We start from the raw sequence: 23,689 nt of genomic DNA, 5'->3' as shown, positions 1-23,689 counted from the left end.
CATGAAACTGAAGGTATTCAGTTATCTTCATCTGTACAGATTAAACAGCAAGAAAACAACATAGTTGGCGTCTTATTTTTAATTTTTTGCACTATGTGCACCTTATATCTTCACAACATTCTAGGTTTTTGCCTATATAAGCTGAAACGCGCTTATAAGTCGTTTAAGACAGTATAGCACGCCAATTTGCAGGATTAGAGAGTGACAACTAGCTAATGCGGGGTTTCTTTTGCTTTTTTTTCTGCTTGGTAAATTTCTTAAACATTTTAGCTAAGGTTAGTTGCACTTAAAAGCAGCTAAATTGCAGTGTTTAAGACTTAAAAAAAACGCCAAATACTGAAAATAGACAATGACTAGGGCTTCTTTTGCCTTTTTTTTCGTTTGGTAAATTTCTTAAATATTTATAGCTAAACGACAATCGTCATCCCGCTACGAGTTAGCGGCTAAGAGATACCGCGAATGAATCGCGGTATGACGGTTAAGTAGGGTGTCATTCCAGTCTGGAATCTAGTTCTTATTGTACATTTACTTGGTGTAGAGTTAAGTTTCCTGGATCCAAGTAGTCAAGGCACTGGGATGACACCCTTTTGGATGGAAAGCTACTTTCATGACACCATCATAAAGTAAACCAATGTCAGCTGCTCGGATGACAAGAAGAGGGCACTGGGATGACAGGAAAAGGAGGCTATTTGTATGACAAGAAAGGGGCTATTTGCATGACAGGAAAAGGAGGCTACTCAGATAACGGGAAGGGGTTACTTGGATGACAACCTATAGCTCTAGCGCGTAAAAGTATTTGCAAGTTACATAGTAGTGTGAATTTTTTACTTCGGTAGTTTTTCATTATCATTATAATCATAATAGTAGTTGAGTTTAATTGATATGAAAACTTTTACGAAAAATTTTAAAAATAACGAAAAAAAGCTAGAGGAGTTTAATAAGGAAATTGAAGATATAACAACTACAGCTCAAGATAGATTTGCACATGAACTTGAAAATATCGCATATGACAGTGTGCAAAAATTTCGCAGTCTGCTTGCTAAAGAGTTAAACTCCATCTTCAATAATATTCATTCTCAAAATGTTAATCTACTAAAATCCAGCCTAGTCGAATATGCTATAAGTTCAAATTTTATCAATAAAAAAGGAGAAACAGCTTTAATACGTTCTCTTCTTAATATATTCATACGATAAAGCACTCAGAGTTGTTGCTGCACCAATTCAACTTAATTTGAATGCAAGCTGCATAGCTAAAGTAAGTAAGATTTGCCCTACACTGTCACGATAAACGAGGTAAACCTTACTTATTTTAGCTATATCAAAAAGGAGGGTTATCATGTCAACAAGATCTACTTCACCAAGAATACATATGCAACGTAAATCTAAGCCTGAATCTTTTCCAGTTACTTTAGAAGAGGTTAAATCTTTTTTACGTATTGAGAACGACCAGGATGATAAGTTGATTTCAGATCTAATTTTTATGGCAACTGATTATGCTGAGTGGCATATGGAAAAGTCACTGGTGAAACAAACATGGCAAGTTTCATATAAAGATTATGTACCTCGTAGGATCTATTTAAGCTATGGCCCTGTGAGTAAGATAGTATTGGTTACTGCAATGATGTCTAAAGGTCAAGAGAAGAGAACACTTAAGTATTATTTTAGTGATGTAGGGGGCTACGTTGAGTTTTTCAATTATTTGAATGCAATAAGAGTTGATGTTGTATACGAGGCTGGCTATGACAATGTTCCTGAGCAGATAAAACTAGGTATTATGCGGCATGTTTCTGCTATTTACAAAGATCGTGAATCGGGGGTAAGTAGCCATTTGTCTGAAGTGAAGAAGGTGTATTCTCCGTTTCGCGAACCAAAGGTTGTTTTGTAGATAAGGATGAAATATAGCTAAAGTAAATAAGACTTGCCAACGTCATACCGCGATTCATTCGCGGTATCTCTTAGCATAGATCCCGCTAACAAGTAGCGGGATGACGAGTTTGTATCACTGCTTATGTTTTAGCTATATATCTTTACGAGGATTAATCATGAAAAAAATTCAAGCTATAAACGAGTTGTACAATAGTATTTATGCAGCACTAAAAGCAAACTCTGATTTAAGGAAATATGTTACTAACATTTATGACTACTTACCTAAACAGGTCACCATTCCTTACCTGAGATTGCGCGTAGTGAATTATAATAACCTGCATATGCTGTCCAATTTTGCTACAAAGGCAAGATTTTCATGCGACATATATACTTATCATATAAACAGTATATTTGCCATTATAAGGCATATTAACTTGATACTTAAGAGCATTGAAGGTTTTAGTAGTGAGCCCATTTTAGAAAGTAATTGTGCTATGGATCAGCACGATGAAATTTTACATTCAACAATTAATTTTGATATTTTTATAAAAGGAGGTGATAATGAGCAAATTACAGCTAAAAATTAAAGATCATGATAATAATTTTATTGTGCTAAATAATATACGAAACTTAAGGTTCACTTTGCATAATAACAGAGAAGAGATAAAAGATATTTCTTCTTTTGGCTGGAGAAAAGTGCTCGATTGTGCTGGGAGCAGACACATTACAATAAAAATTAATGGAATTTTAGACTCGGTATTAGCTGATGAATTATTACGTAATTCTGCTATATTAAACTCTAATAATGATTATGAAATTAATTTTAACACTAAGGAAAAGATCAGATTACGGTGTTCAGTTGAACTGTATGAGAGGTATTATGACCCCGCTGCTTTTGACAGTTTTACTGTAATTTTAGCGAGTGCTGAAGTTGTAAACGCTTTTCATTAATGTTAATTTAATTTTTTCATATATAATACTAACTGGTGAGAATTTTAACTAAATTAAAAAAAATCATGAACGACGAAGACCTTTTCGAGGAAGACGGTGATAATATTGAAGAAAACAACGATGATAAAAGAGAGAGAAGTTTAGAAAATGAAAATCAGCAAAATCAAGAAGAACAATATAAAGAGGAAGATAAGCAATACATAATACAGTATATTCAAGACTATTTAAAAGTTTTTGAGGATATTCTAAATCAGATCGACGAAGGAATTGATAATTCGGATAGTTACGAAAGGACTATGCAAATAAAGCGAAGCATAGACAGGCTCATAGAGACTTTATATAGTCAGGCTGCATCTGAAGATATTGATGCAGAATTTGAAACCACAAAGCATACTCGCGATAAATCAGAATCTATAAAAAGAGTTAGAGAGAAAAGAAGGAAGCAAGCAATAGAAGAAGTATTAAGTAGCATGTTTGCCCAGCAACAAAAGGAGCTAATGAACGTTAAACACTTAAGTCATGGACATGAAACAGCACATGATGATGAAGCAAAAAAACTAGTGAAGTCTTCAATCAGGGGAGTGTTGTTTTCGGTGATTGCTTATAGGATGAATCCAAGAAGGAGAGCAGGGGAAACTGCTGACGATAACGAAAAGCAAGCTCATATATATGGCAGGGAAGCAGTTGGTGGAGCTTTAGGTGCATTATTAAAAACATTTTTAACAGCAGTTACTGCCGTTGTGCGCGAAATTGCTAAGCCACTTCAGCATATCAGCAAACAGGAAACATCTTTTGCAAAACAAGTTGAAGAAAGCAGAAACGCAGATTCACAAAAGGGTCGATCTGTGTAAGATTTCTCCTTGTAATAATCTTTCGATTCTACTGTCTGTTAATTCATAATTAGGGTTATATAGCTAACTGAAAAAAGGTTACCCCAGAAGGAATAAAAAGGTATAAAATGGCTTTAGATAAGGTAGAATGATGCCAAAGTGAGGATCTGAGGAAACGTGTTTTGAAAGTAGTAGACGAGAAAAAAATGACTATGGAGAAGATAAGCAAGAGAAAAGATAATTGAAAAATTTGGCAATATGTGCAAAGACACAGATACTCGCCGGATTTAAATCCTTACTATTACCTGTTATTTTAATTGTGTGAAATTTAGTCTTGTGTTTCGTAATACTATGCAATCAAATTGATAAAAGCTGTATTATCTCCTTGCAGCATTAAGTGTATATTTTTTGCTATTTTTTCCACTAAGGGAGCAACGTTATCAAAATTTGAAAATTTTGATAATACATAATCTGCTAAGCTTTTTTCATCTTCAGGTCTACCCACTCCCAATCTCAAGCGCCAATAATCGTTGCCAATAAAACTATCTATGGATTTAAGTCCATTATGGCCAGCAGAGCTACCACCTTTCTTTATTTTTATTCTTCCAATTTCCAAATCAGCGTCATCGTGTATAACAACAATATTATCTAGCGATAATTTGTAAAAGTTTCGTACTTTTGCAACAGGGATGCCTGAATTATTCATAAATGAATAAGGCTTTATTAACATGATTTTATTATCATTAATTATGCCAGAAGTTATTAGATAATCGGCTTTTTTAGAAAACGACTGGAAATTCCAATATTTGTAAATTTTATCAACTACGATGAAGCCGATATTATGATGAGTTAACTCATATTGACCACCAGGGTTACCAAGTCCAACTATCAGATGCACTATTCCTCTGTTTCTGCTTGAGGTTTTTCAACGTCACTATCGGCAGCAGAAATTGTAACAATGGTAAAATTTTCTTCTTCATGAGCTACAAACTTAACACCTTCTGGTAATTTTACATCATTAATATGTATAGACTGGCCAATCATTTTACCGGATAAATCAACTTCAATAACCTGAGGTATTTTATCAGGAGAGCATTTAACAGCAATAGAACGACACAAAACATTAAGCACTCCACCTAACTTGATCCCTGGAGCTTTACTTTCATTCACAAATGATAGAGGTATGTCTATTTTAATTTCGCTGCCTTTATCAACAAATTGAAAATCAACATGTTGCACAGTATCCTTTACTACATGCAATTGGATATCGCGAACAAGAGCATATTCCTTTTTGCCTGAAATATTCAGCTCTATCAAATGTGCAGAAAGAGAGCCTGATTTATATTGCTTCGTGAATTCCTTTGCAGACAATGTTAAATTTACATTACCATGGCCCTTTCCATATATGATTCCAGGGATGTTTCCTTTCTTCCTTAGAGAATGCATCGCTTTTGTTCTTGTTATATCACGTAACTCTGCATTAATTGTTACTATTTCTTGTTGCGTCATCGATTACTCCTATTCAGCTAATCCTTTTAATGTAATTTAATAATAATATAACATAAAAATATTTATTTCAAACTTCATTCTTTCATACTAATTGTTTGTGAAAGGATTTATTTAGATATATATTTAAGCTTATTTAACAAGAACTATGGGCACTGATGATAAAGTAGTTTTTAGGATTTATAAACCAACAAAAACTGCAACACAATCTGGTTTAGGTAATACAAATCTCTGGCACCTGAAAATTGAATCTAGTTCTTACTACATTGAACCTTTAATGGGTTGGATTGGCTCAAAAGATCCAAAAAAACAGATTGTATTAAAATTTGATTCTCTTGAGAAAGCAGTATTCTACGCAAAAAAACGCAACGTTAAATACGTAATTGAAATGCCAAAAAATGTTAAGAGGCTGCCAAAATCTTACGCAAGCAATTTCATACTAAAGTAAGTTGCACAACAAATGGTGTTATGCAAGTAGCTGACACTGCTCTCCTTTGTCATCCCAGTGCCCAGATACTGGGATGACACCATTTGTTGTAAACTCACTTTTACTCTATGGTCTTGCCGCTATCCTGAACGGACAATGGCGTCAACTTAAGGACACATTTTAGACTTCTTTGTTGAAATAAAACAAAAGTGCTGTTTATTGCACTCTTTGGATAATTTAATGATAAAAAATTTGGAGAGAAATTTTATACACAATCACTGATATTTTCCCTTAAGTTGACGCCATTGCCTGAACAGATACAAAGTAAGTTTTATTGTGATGTGCTTATCTGTAAAAGATAAAGCTTAGTATAACCAATTTAACTCTGGGTTTTAAGTTGTGCTAACACACTGCGGCCATTTAAAGAGTCAAGATTTTTAACCTGGCTAGCCAGTATTAAAGAGTTATTTTTTAGGTATTTCTTTACAAGGCTTACAAGTCTTTTTGGATTATTCAAATAGCTCCACTCTGCTTGTAAAACTTTTATATCACTTTGTACTAAACTAATTTCACTTTTTATTTTTATTAGCTCTCTATTTAATGACTGAACATGTAGTTTTATCTTAAATAGTCCTACAATGCTAAGAAAAAACATAACTATTGAGATGATGCAGAAAGTTCTCATGACAACTTCTGTATAGCTCTTAATTTTGCTGAGCGTGAACGCGGATTTACACTTACTTCTTCTATACTTGCTTTGATCACTTTTTTATTTAGAAAAGAGAATGTCTTACAATCAGTAGATCTTGGCTCATATAGATCTTTAAAAAAAGTTTTGACTATACGATCTTCCAAAGAATGAAAGGTAACAACAATTAATTTGCCATTCTCATTTAAAATTTCAGATGCAGCTTTAATGCCCCTCTCAAGTTCTCCCAGCTCATCGTTTACCCATATTCTGATTGCCTGAAATGTTCTGGTTGCAGGATCAATTTTGCTTTTTCCACGGAACACCACAGAACGTATAATATTCGCAAGCTCAAATGTAGTTTTGATAGTTTTCTTCTTCCGTGCACTTACTATTGCTCTTGCGATTTTGCGAGAATGATGCTCTCCTCCGTAGTTATATATAGTATTTGCAATTTCTTCTTCGCGTAAAGCGTTAACAAACGTTGAAGCGTTTATATAAGAAGAGTTATCCATGCTCATATCGAGTGGACCATCATGTAAAAATGAGAACCCTCTATCTCCGTTATCAAGCTGCATAGATGAAACTCCGATGTCAAAGATCACCCCATCCACTCCGTTTGATGTCATTCCAGCGCGTGACCAGTTATTTTTTCCAGTATTAAGCACTGGGATGACAGGAAATGGCTCAACGCTACTTAGTATACTTTTAATATTACTAAACTTCTCAATGAATAGTTTTATTCTATCGGGATATCTAACGCTTAAATCATCATAAAACTTAGTTACCGTTTCATCTCTATCAATTGCATATACCTTGCAATCAGCTGACTCCAATATTGCTTTGCTATACCCTCCAGCTCCAAATGTGGCGTCCACGTATATACCACCATCCTGCGGTGATAGTAGTGATAGCATCTCTTTTAACAAAACTGGAGTGTGTGTCATAGTGCTCCATCAAGAGACTCTGTGCATACAAATAAAAATAGCTTCCCACTAAAACATATGGAAATATATAGGCAATAATATAAAAATACTTGAATATAGTCAATGATATAAAAATATTAAGATTTAATAAGATACTATTACTAATATAATGTTCAAATTTTTCTACTATATAAAAAAAAGTAATGTATATTACTAAATACTAAACAAACTATAGAAAATTATGCAGCAAATAACAAAAGTAATATTTTCAAGTTTGATTTGTAACACTTTATTGTGGTATGACCACATGCTTTTTGGCCACTTAATAAATATAATAGGTGGTGTGTTTTTTCCATCGAATGATCGACTAACCAGCGTATTGAAGGCTTTTGGAGTGTTTGCAGTGGGTTTCTTAATGAGACCAGTCGGCGCTGCTATATTTGGTCACATTGGTGATAAGCATGGCAGAAGAGTTGCCTTATTGCTCTCGATTATATTAATGACTTTATCAACTATATTAATTGCTTTTGTTCCAGGTTATCAAAGTATTGGAATACTAGCGTCAATGCTGGTAGTTTGTTTAAGATTATTGCAGGGTATATCCCTTGGAGGAGAAGCAGGAAATGCACCATTTTTAATAGAACACGCTCCTAAAAACAAAAAAGGATTTTTTGGCAGCATTGAAGTATTAAGCGCAATTTTTGGTTCAGTATTAAGCCTGATAGCAGTACTCATATGCAAAAAAGTATCTGATTTTGAATCTTGGGGGTGGAGATTACCTTTCATTTTCAGTTTAGCAATGGGATTAATTAGCATATATATGAGATATATACTTGATGAAAGCCCAGAGTATAAAAGACAGAAAAACCCATCTAAACTGCCATTAAAAGAGTTATTGAATAGCTATAAAAAACCTTTTCTGATATCAGTTGGGGTTGATATAGTTGAAAACTCATCTCTTTACATATATCTGGTATTTTTCAATGTGCTTACATCAACAATAAATACTCATTTTAACCATATGGTAGAAATACTGAGTCAAATTGCGCTCGGAGGATTGACAATATTGTTTGCAATACTTTCTGATCGGGTAGGAAGAGAAAAAGTTATGAAATTTGCATTTATAGCTTTTGTAATAGTGAGTTATCCAGTTTTCTCAATGTTATGTAGTGGCAATTACTTACTCACTTTTACGGCACATATTCTTTTTATAATTCCAATAGCTGCATCGCTTGGACCTGTTAGTGCACTGATGTGTGAATTATTCCCAACAAAGGTTCGGTACAGCGGATTTGGCTTGTCAAGAAATATAGCTGCTGGATTTTTTGGTGGCCTTGCACCATTTATATGCACAACAATTATCAAAGTTACAGGACAAGAGACTTCAGCTAGTTTTTACATGATTTTCTGTGCATTAATTGGGCTAGTTGCTATATCGCAAATTAAGGATTAGCTTTCTTCAAGATCCAAGTATAGTTGCAGTATAGCAGAGTTTAAAAAAATCTAATTATATGGTGGGAAGTGCCAATTTTTGGGTGATAATGTGAATATTTCAGCACCATCTTTAGTTACTCCGAGCGTATGTTCAAATTGAGCAGAAAGTGAAAGATCGCGTGTTGTCACTGTCCAGTCATCGAGTTTACTGAGCAGAGTCTCATGTTTTCCAGCATTAATCATTGGTTCTATTGTAAAAAACATACCTTCCTTCAAGATGAGATTTTCATCTTGATCATAGAAATGCACTACATTTGGCGGAACATGAAAGACTTTTCCTATACCGTGTCCGCAGTAGCTGCGTACGATAGAATATCCAAAATCTCTAATATATTTCTCTATAGCAAGCCCTATTTCATTTAACTTATTGCCGGGTTTAACTTGTTTAATTGCTTCCATCAATGCATGATAAGTAGCGTCACACAAACGTTTTGCTTTTATTGATGGTTTGCCAACCCAAAACATGCGACTTGTATCACCATGCCAGCCATTTAAAATCACCGTAACGTCAATATTCAAAATATCTCCATCTTTAAGCAGTTTATCATCGGGAACACCATGGCACACAACTGCATTTTTTGAAGTGCAAATTGATTTTGGATACCCCCTATAATTTAGTGGTGCTGGAATTGCACCTGCATTAATTATAAAATCATGACATAGATCATTTAACTCATTAGTTGTCACCCCTATTTTTACGTACGGTGCAATGAAATCAAGAGTTTCAGCAGCAAGCCTGCCAGCCTTGCGCATAAATTCAAAATCTTCTTGTGAGTGTATAGTTATGTTCATATTTTCCATGTCTTATTGTAATTGGTACGCTTACTTGTAAGTGCATAAATGTAATAATTTTACGTATTGTGAAAATAAGTCCTATGGATCCTAGTGTCAAGTCATTTGTATGACAAGTGGTAAAACAGAAATCTAGACTGTAACTTTTGATTTAACCCAATGGTACAACTTACTTATTTTACCATCTTGACCGAGCATTCCAGAGTTATTTTTATAAAAAGTGTCAACTATTAGCTTTATAGAACCTATAGAAGCAGAAAATACAGGATTTTTATCATATTCGCCATCAAGACCGCTACAAGACTCAGGGCACCCAATTCGAACTTGCTTATTGAATATATAGCCTGCAATTTCCTTCATGCTTGTGAGTTGACTAGTTCCACCTGTGATCACTACTTTATTAATTGGATCTTTCTGCTCTTGAAATTGCTCTCTTACCATTTCAAGTATTTCTTCAACTCTTGGTCTTATGATGTTAATAAGCTCAGATTTGAATACTTGAGTAGGTTCATCATTTTCACTATTTTGGACTGTAATATATTCGTTCTCATCTATTGAAGTTACGATAGTGCTACCATACAGTATTTTTATATACTCTGCACGTTCTATGCTTGTGCATAGCCCGTAAGCAATATCTCGAGTAATATGAACGCCACCAATTGGAACGCTGCTTGCATACACAAGTTTCCCTCTTTTGAAAATTCCAATTGCAGTGCACCCACCGCCTATATCAACAATAGCAGTCCCGAGCTCTTTTTCATCTTCACTGAGACAGGCAAGACCTGCAGAATATGCAGAAGCAATACAACCTGCCATATTTAATCCACCATTATTGGTAATACAGTTTTCAATATTGGTAAGTGCTGGACGCGAAGCAGTGACAACATTAACATCAGCAGATAGTCTTTTTCCGTACAATCCACCAACTTCTTTTATGTCAGTCATGTCATCTAAGTGATATTTCAGTGGTATATTGTGAATGATAACATTTTCTTCAATATATTTCTCAAACGTCTGAAAAATCACACGTTTTATATCCCGGTCAGAAATTTCATGATTAGCTGCAATAATTTCATTATGTACATTAAAAGATGAGATACCACATCCAGCAATGCTCACATATATCTGGTCTATAGTTTCCTCTGACACTTGCTCAGCTAAACCTATAGTTGATGAGATGGAGTAATTTGCGTGTTTTACATTAGTTATCGACCCACCGTTTACACCTTCTGCAATCTTATAGCCCGTTCCTGTTACTTTATAGCTGAAGTTGCCATTTATTTTAACGATTAGACAAATAATCTTTGTTGTACCTATGTCTAAAACAGCAAAAACGTTTCTCTTTGGTTTTACTATTACTGCAGAGTACATTAGTTAACCTTATTACGCAATTTCATTTAAATTGTAGCTTTCTTTAATAATTTATATTTCTATTATAGATATAGCAACATTTTAATATACACTAAATTCTGGACAAAAGGGAAAGCAAAACATAGAATTATAATTTTTATGTCCATTTTATGTCCACATTACCAATTGTAATTGCCCCTGATGAAAAACTAATCACACGTGCCAGTGAAGTAACAGATATAAACGATAAAATTAAAGAATTAGTAAACGACATGTTCGAAACTGTGTACGATGCAGAAGGTCTTGGCCTTGCTGCAGTGCAAGTTGGGGTGCTGAGGAGAGTTTTTGTTATGGACATTCAGCTCTCTCAAGCTGAAGACGAGCCAGTAGGATATGAATCGACTGGCAAATTTTACATGATTAACCCTGAAATTACGGAATTATCCGATGAACAAGTAATTCTCAAAGAAGGGTGCCTTTCAATTCCAGAGCAAAGCTATGAAATTAAGCGTCCAAAATATTTGACTGTGAAATATAAGGATTTAAATAATGAGGAACAGACGCTAAAAGCTTGCGGCTGGCTCGCAAGGTGTATTCAGCATGAGCTAGATCACTTAAATGGCATATTATATATTAGACATTTATCTAAATTAAAGTATGATATAGCCATGAAAAAAGCACAAAAGGTTAAAAAGCATTATGAGCAATGAAGACCTAGAATTATTAAAATTTTACCATGAAGTGGGCGTTGATTGCACACTAACAGAGGGTGAAGAAGAAAAAAAGTTGGAGAGCAAAGAGGGTGTGCAACCCTCTGTTATCCAAACTGGGACCCAGAAGAAAGACGCAGATACGTGCTGGGGTGACACTAAAGATGGAAAAGACATGTTTCCAAGTGATTGGATAATTGAAGCAAGGAAACTTGCAAGTAAATGTAGTAGTGTGGATGAACTAAGAAGTGCAGTTGAATCATTTGAAGGTTGTGAGATAAAAAAAACTGCAACTAATACTATCTTTTTCGATGGTAATCCAAACGCAAAAGTTATGCTTGTTGGTGAAGCTCCAGGAGCAAATGAAGACCTTCAAGGCATACCATTTTGTGGTGCAAGTGGAATGTTACTCGATAAAATGTTAAATGCAATCAATCTTGATCGCACTAAGGTATACATAAGCAATACTGTATTTTGGCGCCCACCTGGCAATAGAAAGCCAACCGACCTAGAGCTTGATATGTGCAGACCATTTGTTGAGAAGCATGTTGCACTGGTTTCACCGCAAATTCTAATTTTGGTCGGGGGAATTGCGTGTTATAGTCTTCTTGACAGCACAAAAACTATATCGAATTTGCGTGGTAGATTTCATACGTACACTAACCAATATTTATCTCACTCAATCACTATAGCTGCTATATTTCACCCAGCTTACCTACTGCGTCAGCCAATGCAAAAACGTTTAGCCTGGGAGGATTTGAAGAAGATTAAGGAGTATCTTAATAATACCAATAACTGTACGAATACTTAACACCACTGGTGTCGAGAAGTAGCCCGCAGAAACGAAAAAACTTACTTGACAAACTCCGCCAGTCCCCTTATCATGAAAATGAAGCTATTTATTTATCTTCGCAATCTCTGCAGTGGATTAATGACAAAAAAACTTAATATATTTGGCGTAAATCATGCTTAATTTTTTGCACTATGTGCACCTCATGTCTTTATAAAACTTCTAGATTTCTACCTATATAAGCTGAAACGCGCTTATAAAGCGTTTAAGACAGTAAAAGACGTCAAATAGACAAGGGAGAATTTGAATACTAGCCACCCTGGGGTTTCTTTGCCTTTTTTTCCGCTTAGTAAATTTCTTAACGTTTATAATTTAGGTTAGTTGCATTTAAAAGCGGCTGAATCGTAGCGTTTAGAATAAAAAACGCCAATATTTTGAAGTACATATAAATAACTAGTCACCAACGGAGCTTCTTTTGCCTTTTTTTTTATTTGGTAAATTTCTTAATGTTTATAGCTGGAGACTCTTATCTTTAGCGAGCTTCAAGGTAATTGGTTGCTATTTGCGAAAATATTCGCATAATTTAAGTAACATTACTTGATAAAAATTAACTATGGAGCTTAATAAGATTGCAGCATCGATTTTACTTTCTGGGCTAATCATTATGATAGTCAGCAACGTAGTTGATATGCTGTATAGTCCAGAGGAATATAAGATTGAACACCAAACGATAGTAACTGCTGGCAGCAATGAATCTCAGCAAAAAATCGAGCAAGTGGCGCTCGATATTGGAACGCTCATGCAGAATGCTAGCTTTGAAAAAGGTAAATCAGCAGCAAAAAAATGCATAGCCTGCCATAGTTTTGAGAAAGGTGGAATGAATAAAGTAGGACCAAACTTATGGAACGTAGTTGGAAACAAAAAGGCCCATCTTGGTAACTCATTCAATTACTCAAAAGCAGTGCTTGAAAGAGGTGGAAAATGGGGGTATGAGGAGCTATTTGCCTTTTTAAAGAACCCAAAAGCCTATATAAAAGGTACACGTATGGCATTTGCAGGTATTTCCAATCCACAAGAAATTGCAGATCTAGTCAGCTATTTGCGTTCGATGAGCGATAGTCCGGTTGCTTTGCCAAAGTAGTATGAATTATTGTAAATTGTTTGATGGAAATAATGGTCACATAGCATATCGAAAGCTACAAGGGAAGAAAGCTTCTGTAGTTTTTTTTGGTGGGTTTGCATCTAATATGGATGGAACTAAAGCAACTGCTATTTACAAGTTTTGCCAAGAAAATGATGTAGCACTTGTGCTATTTGATTATTTTGGTCACGGTCATTCAAGTGGTAATTTTATTGATTACACGATAAGTGATTGGCAAAAAAATTGTGCTAAAGTGATGAGTGAATTAACTAGCGATAAACAAATAATTATAGGTTCAAGTATGGGAGGATGGCTGATGCTGCTCACTGCCCTTCAATCTTCAGAAAAAATTGCAGCATTAATCGGCATATCGCCTGCTCCTGATTTCACTGAAGATTTGATATTCAAGCAATTGTCAGACGAGCAAAAAGAAGAACTAGATTCTAAAGGTGTAATAGATTTTACTTCAGAGCATTGTACATACAAAATAACTAAAAATTTGATCGAAGATGGCAGAAAGAACCTTCTCTTAAACAGAGAAGCAATAGATATAAACTATCCTGTGCGCTTATTGCATAGCATTAATGATAAAGATGTTCCTTATCAAACTTCATTGAATTTAGTTGAAAAAATTAAGTCAACCGATGTTGAAGTATACTTGATGAAATCAGCAGAGCACAACATGTCTGACAATCACTCACTGAAAGTTTTATTTAAGACCATTAGAGAATTTTTGCCAGCAAAAACATATAGGTAACCGTTCACAGATTTCCACTTAATTCTTCAATTTCACTAATAGAAAGGCCAGTAAACTTGACAATAGTGTCAATATCAACATTATTAGCCAGCATCGCTTTTGCAACTTCAATTTTCCCTTCAATTTTTCCTTTCTCTATACCTTTCTCTTCAGCAAGATCAAGTCTGTATTCAAGAATGGCTTCTTCTTTGCGCAGATCCATTATTCTTTCTTCATAAGCTACTAGATCTTTTTTATTCCAGTGAAACTTATCTAATTCATCATATGCTAGCTTTATTATTGGTGATTTTTCCGCAATTTTTCTGAGATCTTCGTCCGTTGTTTTATCTGCATATTTGAAAAAAAATAGCCAACGGTCTACTACACTTTCTAGTTGTTCTTCTCTACTCTTAGGAAATTTTGGCAGCTCTATGAAGATAAATTGAAAATCTTTTAAGTCATGCTCATTGGTTTTCTCATCTCTTATGGTATGGCTAGATATATAGTCAAGCTTATCAGGGAATAAGGTACAATTTGAAATCGCGATAAAGAAAATCTTCTTTAAATCAACGTATTTACCAGATTTATCAGCTTGTCTTGAGTAAGCCTTAGCAGCGTAAAGTTGTGCACGTTTTTCAAAGCCTTTATCACGAGTGAGCTGCATCTCAATTATATACCTGTTCCCACTAGAATCCCTGCAAAGAACACCAACAATGCTTTGTTTATCAGAAGCAATTTCAGGGTCCATAATGGCGCTTAAGAATTCTACTTCTTGTATAGTATTGACTTCAGTACATCCTAAAATATTGTTCAAAAAGTGCATAAGAATATTCTTATTTTTTTCAGTGCCAAAGATTTTCTTAAATGTTAAATCTAACTTTGGATCGAGAAATTTTGAAAGAGCCATGGCAAAAATGCTTAAAAATATTAATAACTATACACTATTATTAACAATTATTCAACCATATTTTTAAATATAGCTATACCGCCGCGGCCGCTAACTCGTAGCGGGATGACAGTTGTCAGGCTAGTTGTCATCCAAGTAGCCGATACTGGGATCCAGAAAAAGGATGATGTCATGAAAGTAGCTGATACTGGAATCCAGCAGATCAAGCTTTCCGCTCATCCCCAGTTATGCCTTTTTCTTCTTCCACTTCATCCATTTCAGTACTAGGTTTTAACATCATATATGTGATACCACCAACTGCTAGTGCTGCTATTGCGACTGTGGCTACCGCTATCACTATAGGTATTAACTCAATTGCAACTGTTCCGGTTGCAAAAAGTGCTACTGCTGCAGTGCCTAATAATGCGGTTGCACTACCGGCGTAAATACCTTTTTGGGTTGCTGATGTAGATTCTTTCAGAAGCTTTTTTATTCTATCATCTATAGCTAAGTCTTTTGGAGTCTTGCCATCTTTATTCTTTAATAAAAAATTTGCACCCTTATCTAATAGAGCCTTTACTAAATTTACATTGCCATTCTTAACAGCTATATGCAAAGGAGTATCTCCCAATTTATTCACTGCATTAACCTTTGCACCCTTGTCTAATAGAGCATTTATTACATCTATCTCGCCAATAGCCACATGCAAAGGAGTATTTTTATGATTTTGACTCACTGCATTAACATCTGCACCTTGTTTTATTAGAGCTTTGATTATCTTGATACGGCCTGTGTGAGCAGCTAAATGTAATAACGTGTGTTTATCTTCTTCGTTACCTTGACAAAGAATAGATTGAAATAAGAAGTCCACATGAAAATTGGCTGCTTGCCACTCCTCATAGTCACTTTGGCGTGATTTAAACTGCCCTTTTATTCTTTCAATTATGTTATTTCCATTTAAATCTGTCTGTTCCGCAACTTCAGTGAATACAGTTGAATACTCCCTAAAACTGATCGTCATAACTTTACCCTACTTTGAATAATATTTTGATCATTACATATTGTAACAAAAAAAAAATCAACTCATCTCTTCCAAAGGTTCTATATTAAAGATGGAAAGTCCAGAAGCGATCTAAGGCTTGTATGAGATGAGGTCTTTCTTATATTTTGATTGTGTAATCTTCTGTGTTTGTAAATGTTTTTTCTATGTCCCACTGCAGTAATAAGTACTTTACGTTCTGAATGATTTATGATGTAAATTATACGGTAGTTGCTAACCCTTATCCTATATTGCCCTCTAAAGCTATGACATAAAGGCTTTCCTAGATTAAAAGGATCAACTGTCAGGCGTTTCTTTATGGCCTCCTGAACCATTAATTTAATCTTTGCCGGAAGAGCTGGAATTTCTTTTTCAATAACATTTTTTAAGAATTTTATAGTGTAAGTTTTATTTCCAGATGTTTTCATCATCCTCTACTTCTTCTTCACCTTCAGAGAGGCGATCGTCAGCTATTTCGGATAGCTCTACATCTTCTTCGAACTCTTCTTCCACTAAATCTACTAAAACTTCAGAGATAGTTTTATTTTGAATCTCTGCCATTTCTGTAAGATACTGAGCCAATTTACTGTCAAAACTTACATTAACATTGAGCTTTTTTTGACTGTGAGCCATATATTAACCAGAAAATACTACTATAAACTATAACATTTTTACTTAATTTTGTCAACTTCTCTATTCGTTGAAAAAACAATCTTGCACAAAAAAAGTCAACTCATTTCTTCCAAAGGTTCTATATTAAAGATGGAAAGTCCAGAAGCGATGACGTGTGCTAAGGCTTGGACGAGAAACATTCTTGCAGCGGTGATGTTTAAGTTGTCTTCCAGTATGAACCGCATGTTTAAATCACTCTTGCCATACCCCCATAAAATGTGAAACGCTTCTGCAACTTCAAGTAAGTAGAAAGTAATTCTGTGTGGCTCATAAAGCCTTGCTGCAGTTTCTACTACATCTGGCCACTTTGCTAAGGTTTTTATGAGGAATAGCTCCCCATCGGTCTTTAAAAGTGAAGGATCTGCTGTTGGAAGCTCTTTTGGAGCATTACGCATTAACGAATGAGCACGAGCATGCGCATATTGCACGTAAAAAATAGGATTATCTTTTGACTGTTCTTTAACTTTAGCAAAATCAAAGTCCAAGACCATATCATTCTTGCGTGTTAACATTATAAAACGAATTATGTCCTTGCCAACTTCTTCCACTACATCTCTTGCTGTAAGGAAGTTTCCTGATCTTTTGGACATTTTAATGGGTTTTCTATTTTCAAAAAGGTTTACAATATTATGCAATTTTACCTCTATTTTTACTTGATTATTACTTAATGCATAAGCTGTTGCTTTTAATCTTTTAACATAACCATAGTGATCATTACCAAGCTCTAATACCAAATAATTAAAACCACGTGATATTTTATCAAAATTATAAGCAATTTCCGAGGCAAAATAAGTCCAACTGCCGTCCTCTTTCTTCAATGCGCGGTCAACATCATCACCAAATTTTGTAGAGCGAAATAACATCTCTTTTCTGGGAGTCCAATTTTCGCTTTCTTTACCTTTTGGTTTCTCCAGGTACCCTTCATACACTAGACCCTTGTCAGATAATATCTTTATGCTCTCTTCAATTTTGCCACTTTTTTGTAGCTCATACTCTGAAGTAAAAACATCATGACTTACCCCAAGTAAGTTCATGTCTTCCTTTATGATTTCTAAGATAGAACTTAAAGTATATTCCTTAATCACCTGATTATCTTGCTTTTCTAGAAGCTCCTTGCCATATTTTTTAGCTAGCCCCTCCCCTATTGGTTTTAAATATTCACCTGGATATAAACCTTTTTCGATGCTGATTTTTTCTCCCAGAGCTTCCTTATACCGCAAATATACTGACTTTATTAGTGTATCTATCTGCGCTCCAGCATCATTAATATAGTATTCCTTAGTAACTTTATAACCAACTTTTTTCAATAAATTTACCAGAACGTCACCAAATACGGCTCCTCTTGCATGACCAATATGTAGTGGCCCAGTTGGATTTGCAGATACAAACTCAACATTGATGGCCTGATTGTTCCCTATATCTAGGGTGCCAAACTCTGTTTTCAGCTCATTTATTTGTTTTAAAATTCCATGCCATACTTCTATTTTTAAGTGCATATTGATAAAACCAGGGCCTGCTATTTCCGCTTTTGCAACTTCATTAAAAGCTTTAAATTCTCTTGCTAACATCCCTGCAATCTCGACTGAATTCTTCTTTTCATGCTTTGCAAGCACCATAGCAACATTTGTATAGATATCACCATGTGCTCTATTGCTTGGAGACTCTACAATAAAATTTGCCGCACTTGTATTTATGACACCCCTTTGCTTCAACTCATTTAATTTGCTGGAAATTAGAGAGGAAACCTGTTTGAAAATGTTCATCAACTAGAAAAACTATGAAAACCTATAGCAGTATAGCGAATAAGTGGGGTTAGTTGAAGGTTTATCTTATCTCTACTTTTTATAGCTAACCCAAGAAAGGTTTTCCTACGTCATACCGCGATTTATTCGCGGTATCTCTAGATCCCGCTAACAAGCAGCGGGATGACGAATTTTTGTTTTTCAAATTATCGGTAAATCTAAGTCACTTTAGCTATATTTGGTGTAAGGCGACCTTTTCTGGGTTAAAAGACCCAGAAAAGTTATAGTTTATATTAAGATATTGTCGGAATCATGGTAAGAGAAAGTCTCATCTTGATTGTCACCAACACTAGGGGAATAAGACCTTTTTTCTACAGAATTATCAGGAATTTTCAACGTTACTTCCTTGTTAGAAGTCCATAGAATTTTATCTATGATTTTAGCATATTCCTGACATTTTGCATTACTTCCACAGTCTTTCATTGTACCATCACGATTTAAGTGAGGTTTTAATTGAGAGTAGTATATTCCAGTGTTGTTACCATCTTTGTCTATTATTTTGTTATAATAATCAGCAATTATCAATGGTGATTTTAATTTTGCAACTATAGTTTTACCTGCACATTCTTCTAATTCCTTTCCCTTAAGGTTTAATACTAAATTAGGACACTTATCATTGAGAAAGAAGTTTTTACTGTATATATAATCAGCAGAAGGTGCAGTGGAAGGACAACAAACACTCGTTTTATCACTCTGAAAGTCCTCTGGACATCTTAACCCAGCATCCCCTGTTTTACCTCCTTTATTACACCACATATTGCTTGGCGCAGCCCATGTGTAGTTTATGTTGCTTCCACAATTGGTATTTTCTTTGCTTTCAAAAGTTATAGCAAAATTGTCTGCATGGTACTGTTTAGTATTTTTCGTGTAAAAATGATCCACAATCTCTTTATTGCTCATTAAGTCAGGGAGAAATTGCTTCAAAAGATCTTTTGTAAACCAACCAGGCTGACCGACCTCACCGTGTGATTTATAATATCCTGCATAACTTGAACAGTTAACATTATCAGTAGCATGTTTTTCAGTTATCAGCATACTTTCTATGGCTCCTTTACTTCCACCATCAACTTCACCTGTCCCTTTCTTATCACACTTACAATCTATCTCATCTTTTATTTTATTTTTTATTTCCTCCTTAGTCTTATCATCAATTTTGCAAGTTTCGCACTTAAGATCTTTCTCTAGTTCACTTTTTATATTTTTCTTCAGTTCATTCTTAGTCTTAACATCAATTTCACACTTATGACCTTTCTCTAGTTCACTTTTTATATTTTCCTTCAATTCATTCTTAGTCTTATCATCATATGGATCTATAATAATATTAACTCCTAATGTATCACTGGTACAGCACGTATTAAATGGCAACGGACATATATAATTTGTATTTTCCTGATTCGGACCAGAAAGATTTTTTGCTAGCATAAAGTACCTCCATTGGTAAATGAGATTATTAAAAAATTAACTATAGAGTGGAAGCATGTACTAACAATTTACACACTTCATCACTTTGATATAATATCAACAGCACCCTCTGATACTGATGGAAAGAAAAATAGGTTTTAACCTCTTTTAAATCTAACACAGAAGAGTTTATTACTTCTACACATGCATCACACATGAAGAATTGTTTTCACAGCTGCCCATAAGTTTACCGTTACGCAAGCTGTATCTACAGGAGTGCATGAAGATGAAAAATTATGGGTCATAATAATCCTCTAAAAAATACTATTACATTATTATAAGTTAAAACGATTAAAAATTTTATAATTTTAATTGTAAATCTAGCATATCAACTAACGATGTGATTTAAATTTTCTTTCAATTCCACTGTATCTTCGCCAGTTTTGCATATAGCCCGTCTTTACTTATTAGAGAGTTATGAGTTCCTACTTCTTCTACTTTTCCATGATTAATTACTATAATCTTGTCAGTTTTAAGTGCGGTTGATAGTCTGTGTGTAATTACGATTGTTGTTCTGTTTTGCATTAACTTGCTCAATGCTTTTTGCACGAGGTTTTCACTTTTATAATCAAGGGCAGAGGTTGCTTCATCCAGTATTAAAACCTGAGGGTTTTTGAGTATAGCTCTTGCTATTATAATACGTTGTTTTTGCCCCTCAGAAAGTTTTAATCCTCTTTTTCCTACAAATGTATCAAATTTATCAGGCAGCTTATCAATAAATTCCATCGCATAAGCACTGATAGCTGCTTGCTTCACTTCCTCATATTCAGCACCCGGTTTGCCATATAGTATATTTTCCATTATTGAGCAAGAAAATATCATGTGATCTTGTGGCACTAAGCCAAACAACGATCTGAGGTCATTTAGTGCAATTGACTTAATATTGTGCCCATCGATAGTAATGCTACCTTTGTTTGGATCATGAAAACGGAGCAGAAGCTTTAAAATGGTGCTTTTACCACTGCCAGATGGGCCAACAATTGACACTGCTTGACCTGCCTCTATAGAAAATGATACGTTATTTAACGCTGGCTTATCAGACTGAGATTCATAAAAAAATGTTACGCCATTAAACGAAATTCCTTTTTGAACACTACAAATTTTTATAGGATCATCGGCATCTGCTATAGAGCTTTTCATATTTGTAAATTCAAATAAACGCTCTACTATTCCAAGACCTCGTTGTAAATCACTGATATTATCGCTCAAATTATTTATAGCTCCTGCCGCAAGCGCTGAATAAAACACAAATGAGGAGAGTTCTCCAATAGTTATATTATTGCTTAAGACTTCTTTAATACCGAAGAAGAGCAAAACAACTAGTGAACCTATCACACACGTGATAACTAGAGTTACTAAAATAGCACGCAAGAGTACTAATTTTACGTATGATTTTGATACTGAGTTTAAATGTTCCTTAAAACGGATTTTTTCGTTTTCTTCGAGTACAAACGATTTGATGGTTACGATAGATCGAAAATTTTCCTCACTAAGTGATGCAAGCTCACTTAATTTATCCTGGGCAAAGCGTGCATGGCTACGCACTTTTTTTCCAAGTGAGGTCATGATAATGAGTAGTATAGGTATTATTGCGGCTGCATACGCAGTTAGTTGTATATTTGTATATAATAACATGGCAACACTACCAATCAGAATCACAAAATTTCGTAATATGGTGAGTAGGCTGCTATTTATTATTGATTGCAGCACAGAGGTATCAGTAATGAGTGCTGAGATAACATCTTGTACGCCTATGTTCTCAAAGAAGCTTGGTTGTAAATTGGTAATACTGCTATATAAGTTGTATCTGATTCGTGCGATAACTTTCTCGCTGCCAATGCCAATGAAATATAACCGAGTAAATGCAGTGAGAGAAATGGCTAAAACTATAAGTATTGCAACTAATAGTTTGGTAGTAAAATCGTGCTCTGTGCCAGAATCAATTATATTGCTTAAGCCTCTGCCAAAGAGGAGGATCGTTAAGGCTGAAAATAAAACTGCAATAAAAGCTATGATGAAATAAGATAGATTAGGCTTTATATAGCAAAATAACTCTCTAATATTAGATCGCATCGTATTTTGAAATTTCTGGAGTTAAGTATATAGATTTTAGTTTCAGGGGAAAGGGGAAAGGTGTAGTACAATAGCTAACGTCATACCGTGTTGCAATTTTTAAGCAAAGTGATGTTGTTCAAGTAGCTGACACTTGGGGTCTATGTTTTACACGCTGGAATGACAAAGTGAGTGTGCGTAGGTGTCATCCCAGCACTTGATACTGGGATCCAGGTTGGATACTGAGTTGATGAGTATAAAAGTACAGCTAACACGTCATACCGCCATGGTATCTCTTAGCCGTAACCTTACCCAGAAAAAGTAGAGAGGAAGTTAAGACGTTTTTGAAGTAAAATAGAACGTTTTTTCAAAGAGGTGTAATATGGGAAACAGAAGGGAATATACAATAGAGTTTAAATTGGAAGCAATAAAACTAGTAAGAGAAACAGGTCAACCGTCAGCAAAAATAGCAAGAGATTTAGGCATGAGTGGAGATTTATTAAGCAGATGGGTAAGAAAATATAATGAAAAAATGTCAGGAGTAGATGCATTTCCAGGCAAAGGAAAGTTAGCTACTTATGACAAAGAAAGGTTTGACTTAAAGAAAGAGTTAGCAAGAATAACTAGGGAAAGAGACATTTTAAAAAAAGCCCTGGGATATTTTGCCAGCCAAAAGGAGTAAAATATTCTTTTATAAAAGAGCATAGAAGCAGCTATAAAATACAGGAGTTATGTAGGTTTTTAAATGTATCTGCTTGTGGTTATTATAAATGGGTTGCTCAGGAGAAAAGCAATAAAGAATTAGCAAGAGAGGAGCTTCTAGCAGATATTCAAAAAATATATCAAGCATCACAATGCAGGTACGGAGCTCCTAAAATCCATGCTGAACTAAAAGCTTTAGGCAAAAATTATAACATCAAAACAGTGCAAGATGTAATGCAAAAAAATGGCATTTAAGCTAAGCTTAGAAGAAGATTCAAAACTAAAAAACAGCAAACAGACAGTAGGATTATAGCTCCAAATATCCTGGATCAAAATTTTACTACGGACCAGCCCAATAAGGTATGGGTAACTGATATTACTTATATAAAAACCAAAGAAGGCTGGCTATATTTGGCAGCAATAATTGACTTATATTCACGTATGGTAGTTAATGAGTAGTCCAATGGATAAACAATTAATTATAGATGCTTTATTTATGGCTGTTAATAAACGCAAACCCGCCAAAGATCTACTGTTTCATAGTGATCAAGGGTCACAATATACTTCTAAAAAGCACCAATTCTTATTAAATAGAAAAAATATTATCTCTAGCATGAGTCATAAGGGTTGTTGTTATGATAACTCACCTGCAGAAAGCTTTTTCAGCTCACTCAAAAGAGAGCTACTTATTGATCCTTCACAACACTCTGCTCAACAATCTAGAACTGCCATATTTGAATACATTGAAATTTTTTATAATAAACAACGACGTCATTCTACTATTAACTATTGCATCCCTGAACAATTTGATGCATCATTTTCATGACAAAAACGTCTTAACTTCCTCTCTACTTTTTCTGGGTAAGGT

24 protein-coding genes and 1 pseudogene are annotated in these 23,689 nt (G+C 34.7%); 12 read left to right on the top strand and 13 right to left on the bottom strand.

The annotated features are described in order from the left end of the window. The first annotated feature begins 882 nt into the window (after positions 1-882). From OZD70_RS03200 to OZD70_RS03180, 5 genes are all read left to right on the top strand, one after another. Positions 883-1,194 (top strand): ECH_0659 family protein, encoded by a 312-nt coding sequence (locus tag OZD70_RS03200; protein WP_182182845.1) that lies wholly within the window; start codon positions 883-885, stop codon positions 1,192-1,194. 142 nt (positions 1,195-1,336) lie between these two features. Next, positions 1,337-1,885: a head-tail connector protein gene (locus OZD70_RS03195; protein ID WP_275020845.1), complete on the top strand. Its 549-nt coding sequence runs from the start codon at positions 1,337-1,339 to the stop codon at positions 1,883-1,885. A gap of 157 nt (positions 1,886-2,042) precedes the next feature. Then, entirely contained in the window at positions 2,043-2,453 is a 411-nt protein-coding gene (locus tag OZD70_RS03190) for a DUF3168 domain-containing protein (RefSeq protein WP_275020843.1), read from the top strand. After that, positions 2,428-2,817: a phage tail tube protein gene (locus OZD70_RS03185; protein WP_182182850.1), complete on the top strand. Its 390-nt coding sequence runs from the start codon at positions 2,428-2,430 to the stop codon at positions 2,815-2,817. The genes OZD70_RS03190 and OZD70_RS03185 overlap by 26 nt, the downstream gene beginning before the upstream one ends. 65 nt (positions 2,818-2,882) lie before the next feature. After that, a complete protein-coding gene (locus OZD70_RS03180) occupies positions 2,883-3,668 on the top strand; it encodes a hypothetical protein (RefSeq protein WP_275020841.1) in 786 nt (261 codons plus the stop codon). A gap of 328 nt (positions 3,669-3,996) precedes the next feature. On the opposite strand, the gene pth is transcribed toward OZD70_RS03180, so the two are convergent. Together pth and OZD70_RS03170 are read right to left on the bottom strand one after the other, a co-directional pair. Then, complete coding sequence (pth, locus tag OZD70_RS03175; protein ID WP_275020840.1) at positions 3,997-4,545, bottom strand: aminoacyl-tRNA hydrolase; 549 nt, start codon at positions 4,543-4,545, stop codon at positions 3,997-3,999. Then, positions 4,545-5,156: a 50S ribosomal protein L25/general stress protein Ctc gene (locus tag OZD70_RS03170; RefSeq protein ID WP_275020838.1), complete on the bottom strand. Its 612-nt coding sequence runs from the start codon at positions 5,154-5,156 to the stop codon at positions 4,545-4,547. Before OZD70_RS03170 ends, pth begins: the two co-directional genes overlap by 1 nt. Positions 5,157-5,301: 145 nt before the next feature. On the opposite strand from OZD70_RS03170, the gene OZD70_RS03165 reads away from it, so the two are divergent. Further along, positions 5,302-5,601, top strand: coding sequence for an ETC complex I subunit (locus OZD70_RS03165; protein WP_182182858.1), 300 nt, complete (start codon positions 5,302-5,304; stop codon positions 5,599-5,601). Positions 5,602-5,959: 358 nt separating this feature from the next. Here the strand turns inward: OZD70_RS03165 and ftsL are convergent, their stop codons facing one another. Both ftsL and rsmH read right to left on the bottom strand, forming a co-directional pair. Next, positions 5,960-6,265 (bottom strand): cell division protein FtsL, encoded by a 306-nt coding sequence (gene ftsL / locus OZD70_RS03160; protein ID WP_182182860.1) that lies wholly within the window; start codon positions 6,263-6,265, stop codon positions 5,960-5,962. After that, positions 6,262-7,215 (bottom strand): 16S rRNA (cytosine(1402)-N(4))-methyltransferase RsmH, encoded by a 954-nt coding sequence (gene rsmH, locus OZD70_RS03155; protein WP_182182861.1) that lies wholly within the window; start codon positions 7,213-7,215, stop codon positions 6,262-6,264. Before rsmH ends, ftsL begins: the two co-directional genes overlap by 4 nt. A gap of 220 nt (positions 7,216-7,435) precedes the next feature. Here rsmH and OZD70_RS03150 point away from each other — a divergent pair, with 220 nt between their 5' ends. Then, a complete protein-coding gene (locus OZD70_RS03150) occupies positions 7,436-8,647 on the top strand; it encodes an MFS transporter (RefSeq protein ID WP_275020836.1) in 1,212 nt (403 codons plus the stop codon). Positions 8,648-8,697: 50 nt separating this feature from the next. Here OZD70_RS03150 and map read toward each other — a convergent pair whose 3' ends face one another. Both map and ftsA read right to left on the bottom strand, forming a co-directional pair. Next, entirely contained in the window at positions 8,698-9,480 is a 783-nt protein-coding gene (gene map, locus OZD70_RS03145) for a type I methionyl aminopeptidase (RefSeq protein ID WP_275020835.1), read from the bottom strand. A gap of 132 nt (positions 9,481-9,612) precedes the next feature. Further along, the gene (ftsA, locus tag OZD70_RS03140) at positions 9,613-10,851 is read right to left on the bottom strand and encodes a cell division protein FtsA (RefSeq protein ID WP_275020834.1); all 1,239 of its coding nucleotides are present in this window, start codon (positions 10,849-10,851) and stop codon (positions 9,613-9,615) included. Positions 10,852-11,000: 149 nt separating this feature from the next. Here ftsA and def point away from each other — a divergent pair, with 149 nt between their 5' ends. The 4 genes from def (at position 11,001) to OZD70_RS03120 (ending at position 14,228) form a co-directional block, all read left to right on the top strand. Then, entirely contained in the window at positions 11,001-11,540 is a 540-nt protein-coding gene (gene def, locus OZD70_RS03135) for a peptide deformylase (RefSeq protein WP_275020833.1), read from the top strand. Further along, complete coding sequence (locus tag OZD70_RS03130) at positions 11,530-12,351, top strand: uracil-DNA glycosylase (protein WP_275020830.1); 822 nt, start codon at positions 11,530-11,532, stop codon at positions 12,349-12,351. Before def ends, OZD70_RS03130 begins: the two co-directional genes overlap by 11 nt. Positions 12,352-12,943: 592 nt before the next feature. Continuing rightward, on the top strand, positions 12,944-13,471 hold the full coding sequence (locus OZD70_RS03125) for a c-type cytochrome (RefSeq protein WP_182182873.1): 528 nt from the start codon (positions 12,944-12,946) through the stop codon (positions 13,469-13,471). 1 nt (position 13,472) lies between these two features. Beyond that, a complete protein-coding gene (locus tag OZD70_RS03120; RefSeq protein WP_275020828.1) occupies positions 13,473-14,228 on the top strand; it encodes an alpha/beta hydrolase in 756 nt (251 codons plus the stop codon). Between the two features lie 4 nt (positions 14,229-14,232). On the opposite strand, the gene OZD70_RS03115 is transcribed toward OZD70_RS03120, so the two are convergent. The 7 genes from OZD70_RS03115 to OZD70_RS03085 all read right to left on the bottom strand — a co-directional run bounded on the left by OZD70_RS03115 (position 14,233) and on the right by OZD70_RS03085 (position 22,140). After that, positions 14,233-15,114: an Rpn family recombination-promoting nuclease/putative transposase gene (locus tag OZD70_RS03115; RefSeq protein ID WP_275020826.1), complete on the bottom strand. Its 882-nt coding sequence runs from the start codon at positions 15,112-15,114 to the stop codon at positions 14,233-14,235. Between the two features lie 202 nt (positions 15,115-15,316). After that, positions 15,317-16,114: an ankyrin repeat domain-containing protein gene (locus OZD70_RS03110; RefSeq protein WP_275020824.1), complete on the bottom strand. Its 798-nt coding sequence runs from the start codon at positions 16,112-16,114 to the stop codon at positions 15,317-15,319. 80 nt (positions 16,115-16,194) lie between these two features. Next, complete coding sequence (locus OZD70_RS03105; RefSeq protein WP_259346586.1) at positions 16,195-16,563, bottom strand: type II toxin-antitoxin system RelE family toxin; 369 nt, start codon at positions 16,561-16,563, stop codon at positions 16,195-16,197. Continuing rightward, a complete protein-coding gene (locus OZD70_RS03100) occupies positions 16,541-16,765 on the bottom strand; it encodes a hypothetical protein (protein ID WP_275020822.1) in 225 nt (74 codons plus the stop codon). Before OZD70_RS03100 ends, OZD70_RS03105 begins: the two co-directional genes overlap by 23 nt. Before the next feature lie 95 nt (positions 16,766-16,860). Beyond that, positions 16,861-18,567 carry an arginine--tRNA ligase gene (gene argS / locus OZD70_RS03095; protein WP_275020820.1) on the bottom strand — a complete coding sequence of 569 codons (1,707 nt, stop codon included), beginning with the start codon at positions 18,565-18,567 and terminating at the stop codon, positions 16,861-16,863. Positions 18,568-18,834: 267 nt separating this feature from the next. Further along, positions 18,835-20,028, bottom strand: coding sequence for a hypothetical protein (locus OZD70_RS03090; RefSeq protein WP_275020817.1), 1,194 nt, complete (start codon positions 20,026-20,028; stop codon positions 18,835-18,837). Between the two features lie 396 nt (positions 20,029-20,424). Beyond that, positions 20,425-22,140, bottom strand: a complete 1,716-nt coding sequence (locus OZD70_RS03085; RefSeq protein ID WP_275020815.1) for an ABC transporter ATP-binding protein — start codon at positions 22,138-22,140, stop codon at positions 20,425-20,427. Between the two features lie 361 nt (positions 22,141-22,501). On the opposite strand from OZD70_RS03085, the pseudogene OZD70_RS06120 reads away from it, so the two are divergent. Continuing rightward, positions 22,502-23,647: pseudogene (locus OZD70_RS06120) on the top strand (IS3 family transposase). Positions 23,648-23,689 lie beyond the last annotated feature (42 nt).

The organism is Wolbachia endosymbiont of Drosophila tsacasi, from assembly GCF_028982115.1.
In the GTDB taxonomy this organism is placed as follows: Bacteria; Pseudomonadota; Alphaproteobacteria; order Rickettsiales; family Anaplasmataceae; genus Wolbachia; species Wolbachia pipientis_B.
This window is presented reverse-complemented; position numbering and strand designations above follow the sequence as displayed.

What these genes read in the sequence shown, in the direction of transcription:
- OZD70_RS03165 (WP_182182858.1), top strand. Translation starts at nt 5,302, where the DNA reads ATGGGCACTGATGATAAAGTAGTTTTTAGGATTTATAAACCAACAAAA.
- OZD70_RS03110 (WP_275020824.1), bottom strand. Translation starts at nt 16,114, where the DNA reads ATGACGATCAGTTTTAGGGAGTATTCAACTGTATTCACTGAAGTTGCG.
- ftsL (WP_182182860.1), bottom strand. Translation starts at nt 6,265, where the DNA reads ATGAGAACTTTCTGCATCATCTCAATAGTTATGTTTTTTCTTAGCATT.
- def (WP_275020833.1), top strand. Translation starts at nt 11,001, where the DNA reads ATGTCCACATTACCAATTGTAATTGCCCCTGATGAAAAACTAATCACA.
- OZD70_RS03185 (WP_182182850.1), top strand. Translation starts at nt 2,428, where the DNA reads ATGAGCAAATTACAGCTAAAAATTAAAGATCATGATAATAATTTTATT.
- OZD70_RS03170 (WP_275020838.1), bottom strand. Translation starts at nt 5,156, where the DNA reads ATGACGCAACAAGAAATAGTAACAATTAATGCAGAGTTACGTGATATA.
- OZD70_RS03085 (WP_275020815.1), bottom strand. Translation starts at nt 22,140, where the DNA reads ATGCGATCTAATATTAGAGAGTTATTTTGCTATATAAAGCCTAATCTA.
- OZD70_RS03180 (WP_275020841.1), top strand. Translation starts at nt 2,883, where the DNA reads ATGAACGACGAAGACCTTTTCGAGGAAGACGGTGATAATATTGAAGAA.
- argS (WP_275020820.1), bottom strand. Translation starts at nt 18,567, where the DNA reads ATGAACATTTTCAAACAGGTTTCCTCTCTAATTTCCAGCAAATTAAAT.
- map (WP_275020835.1), bottom strand. Translation starts at nt 9,480, where the DNA reads ATGAACATAACTATACACTCACAAGAAGATTTTGAATTTATGCGCAAG.
- OZD70_RS03200 (WP_182182845.1), top strand. Translation starts at nt 883, where the DNA reads ATGAAAACTTTTACGAAAAATTTTAAAAATAACGAAAAAAAGCTAGAG.
- OZD70_RS03090 (WP_275020817.1), bottom strand. Translation starts at nt 20,028, where the DNA reads ATGCTAGCAAAAAATCTTTCTGGTCCGAATCAGGAAAATACAAATTAT.
- ftsA (WP_275020834.1), bottom strand. Translation starts at nt 10,851, where the DNA reads ATGTACTCTGCAGTAATAGTAAAACCAAAGAGAAACGTTTTTGCTGTT.
- rsmH (WP_182182861.1), bottom strand. Translation starts at nt 7,215, where the DNA reads ATGACACACACTCCAGTTTTGTTAAAAGAGATGCTATCACTACTATCA.
- OZD70_RS03130 (WP_275020830.1), top strand. Translation starts at nt 11,530, where the DNA reads ATGAGCAATGAAGACCTAGAATTATTAAAATTTTACCATGAAGTGGGC.
- OZD70_RS03100 (WP_275020822.1), bottom strand. Translation starts at nt 16,765, where the DNA reads ATGGCTCACAGTCAAAAAAAGCTCAATGTTAATGTAAGTTTTGACAGT.
- OZD70_RS03195 (WP_275020845.1), top strand. Translation starts at nt 1,337, where the DNA reads ATGTCAACAAGATCTACTTCACCAAGAATACATATGCAACGTAAATCT.
- OZD70_RS03105 (WP_259346586.1), bottom strand. Translation starts at nt 16,563, where the DNA reads ATGATGAAAACATCTGGAAATAAAACTTACACTATAAAATTCTTAAAA.
- OZD70_RS03150 (WP_275020836.1), top strand. Translation starts at nt 7,436, where the DNA reads ATGCAGCAAATAACAAAAGTAATATTTTCAAGTTTGATTTGTAACACT.
- OZD70_RS03125 (WP_182182873.1), top strand. Translation starts at nt 12,944, where the DNA reads ATGGAGCTTAATAAGATTGCAGCATCGATTTTACTTTCTGGGCTAATC.
- OZD70_RS03115 (WP_275020826.1), bottom strand. Translation starts at nt 15,114, where the DNA reads ATGGCTCTTTCAAAATTTCTCGATCCAAAGTTAGATTTAACATTTAAG.
- OZD70_RS03190 (WP_275020843.1), top strand. Translation starts at nt 2,043, where the DNA reads ATGAAAAAAATTCAAGCTATAAACGAGTTGTACAATAGTATTTATGCA.
- OZD70_RS03120 (WP_275020828.1), top strand. Translation starts at nt 13,473, where the DNA reads ATGAATTATTGTAAATTGTTTGATGGAAATAATGGTCACATAGCATAT.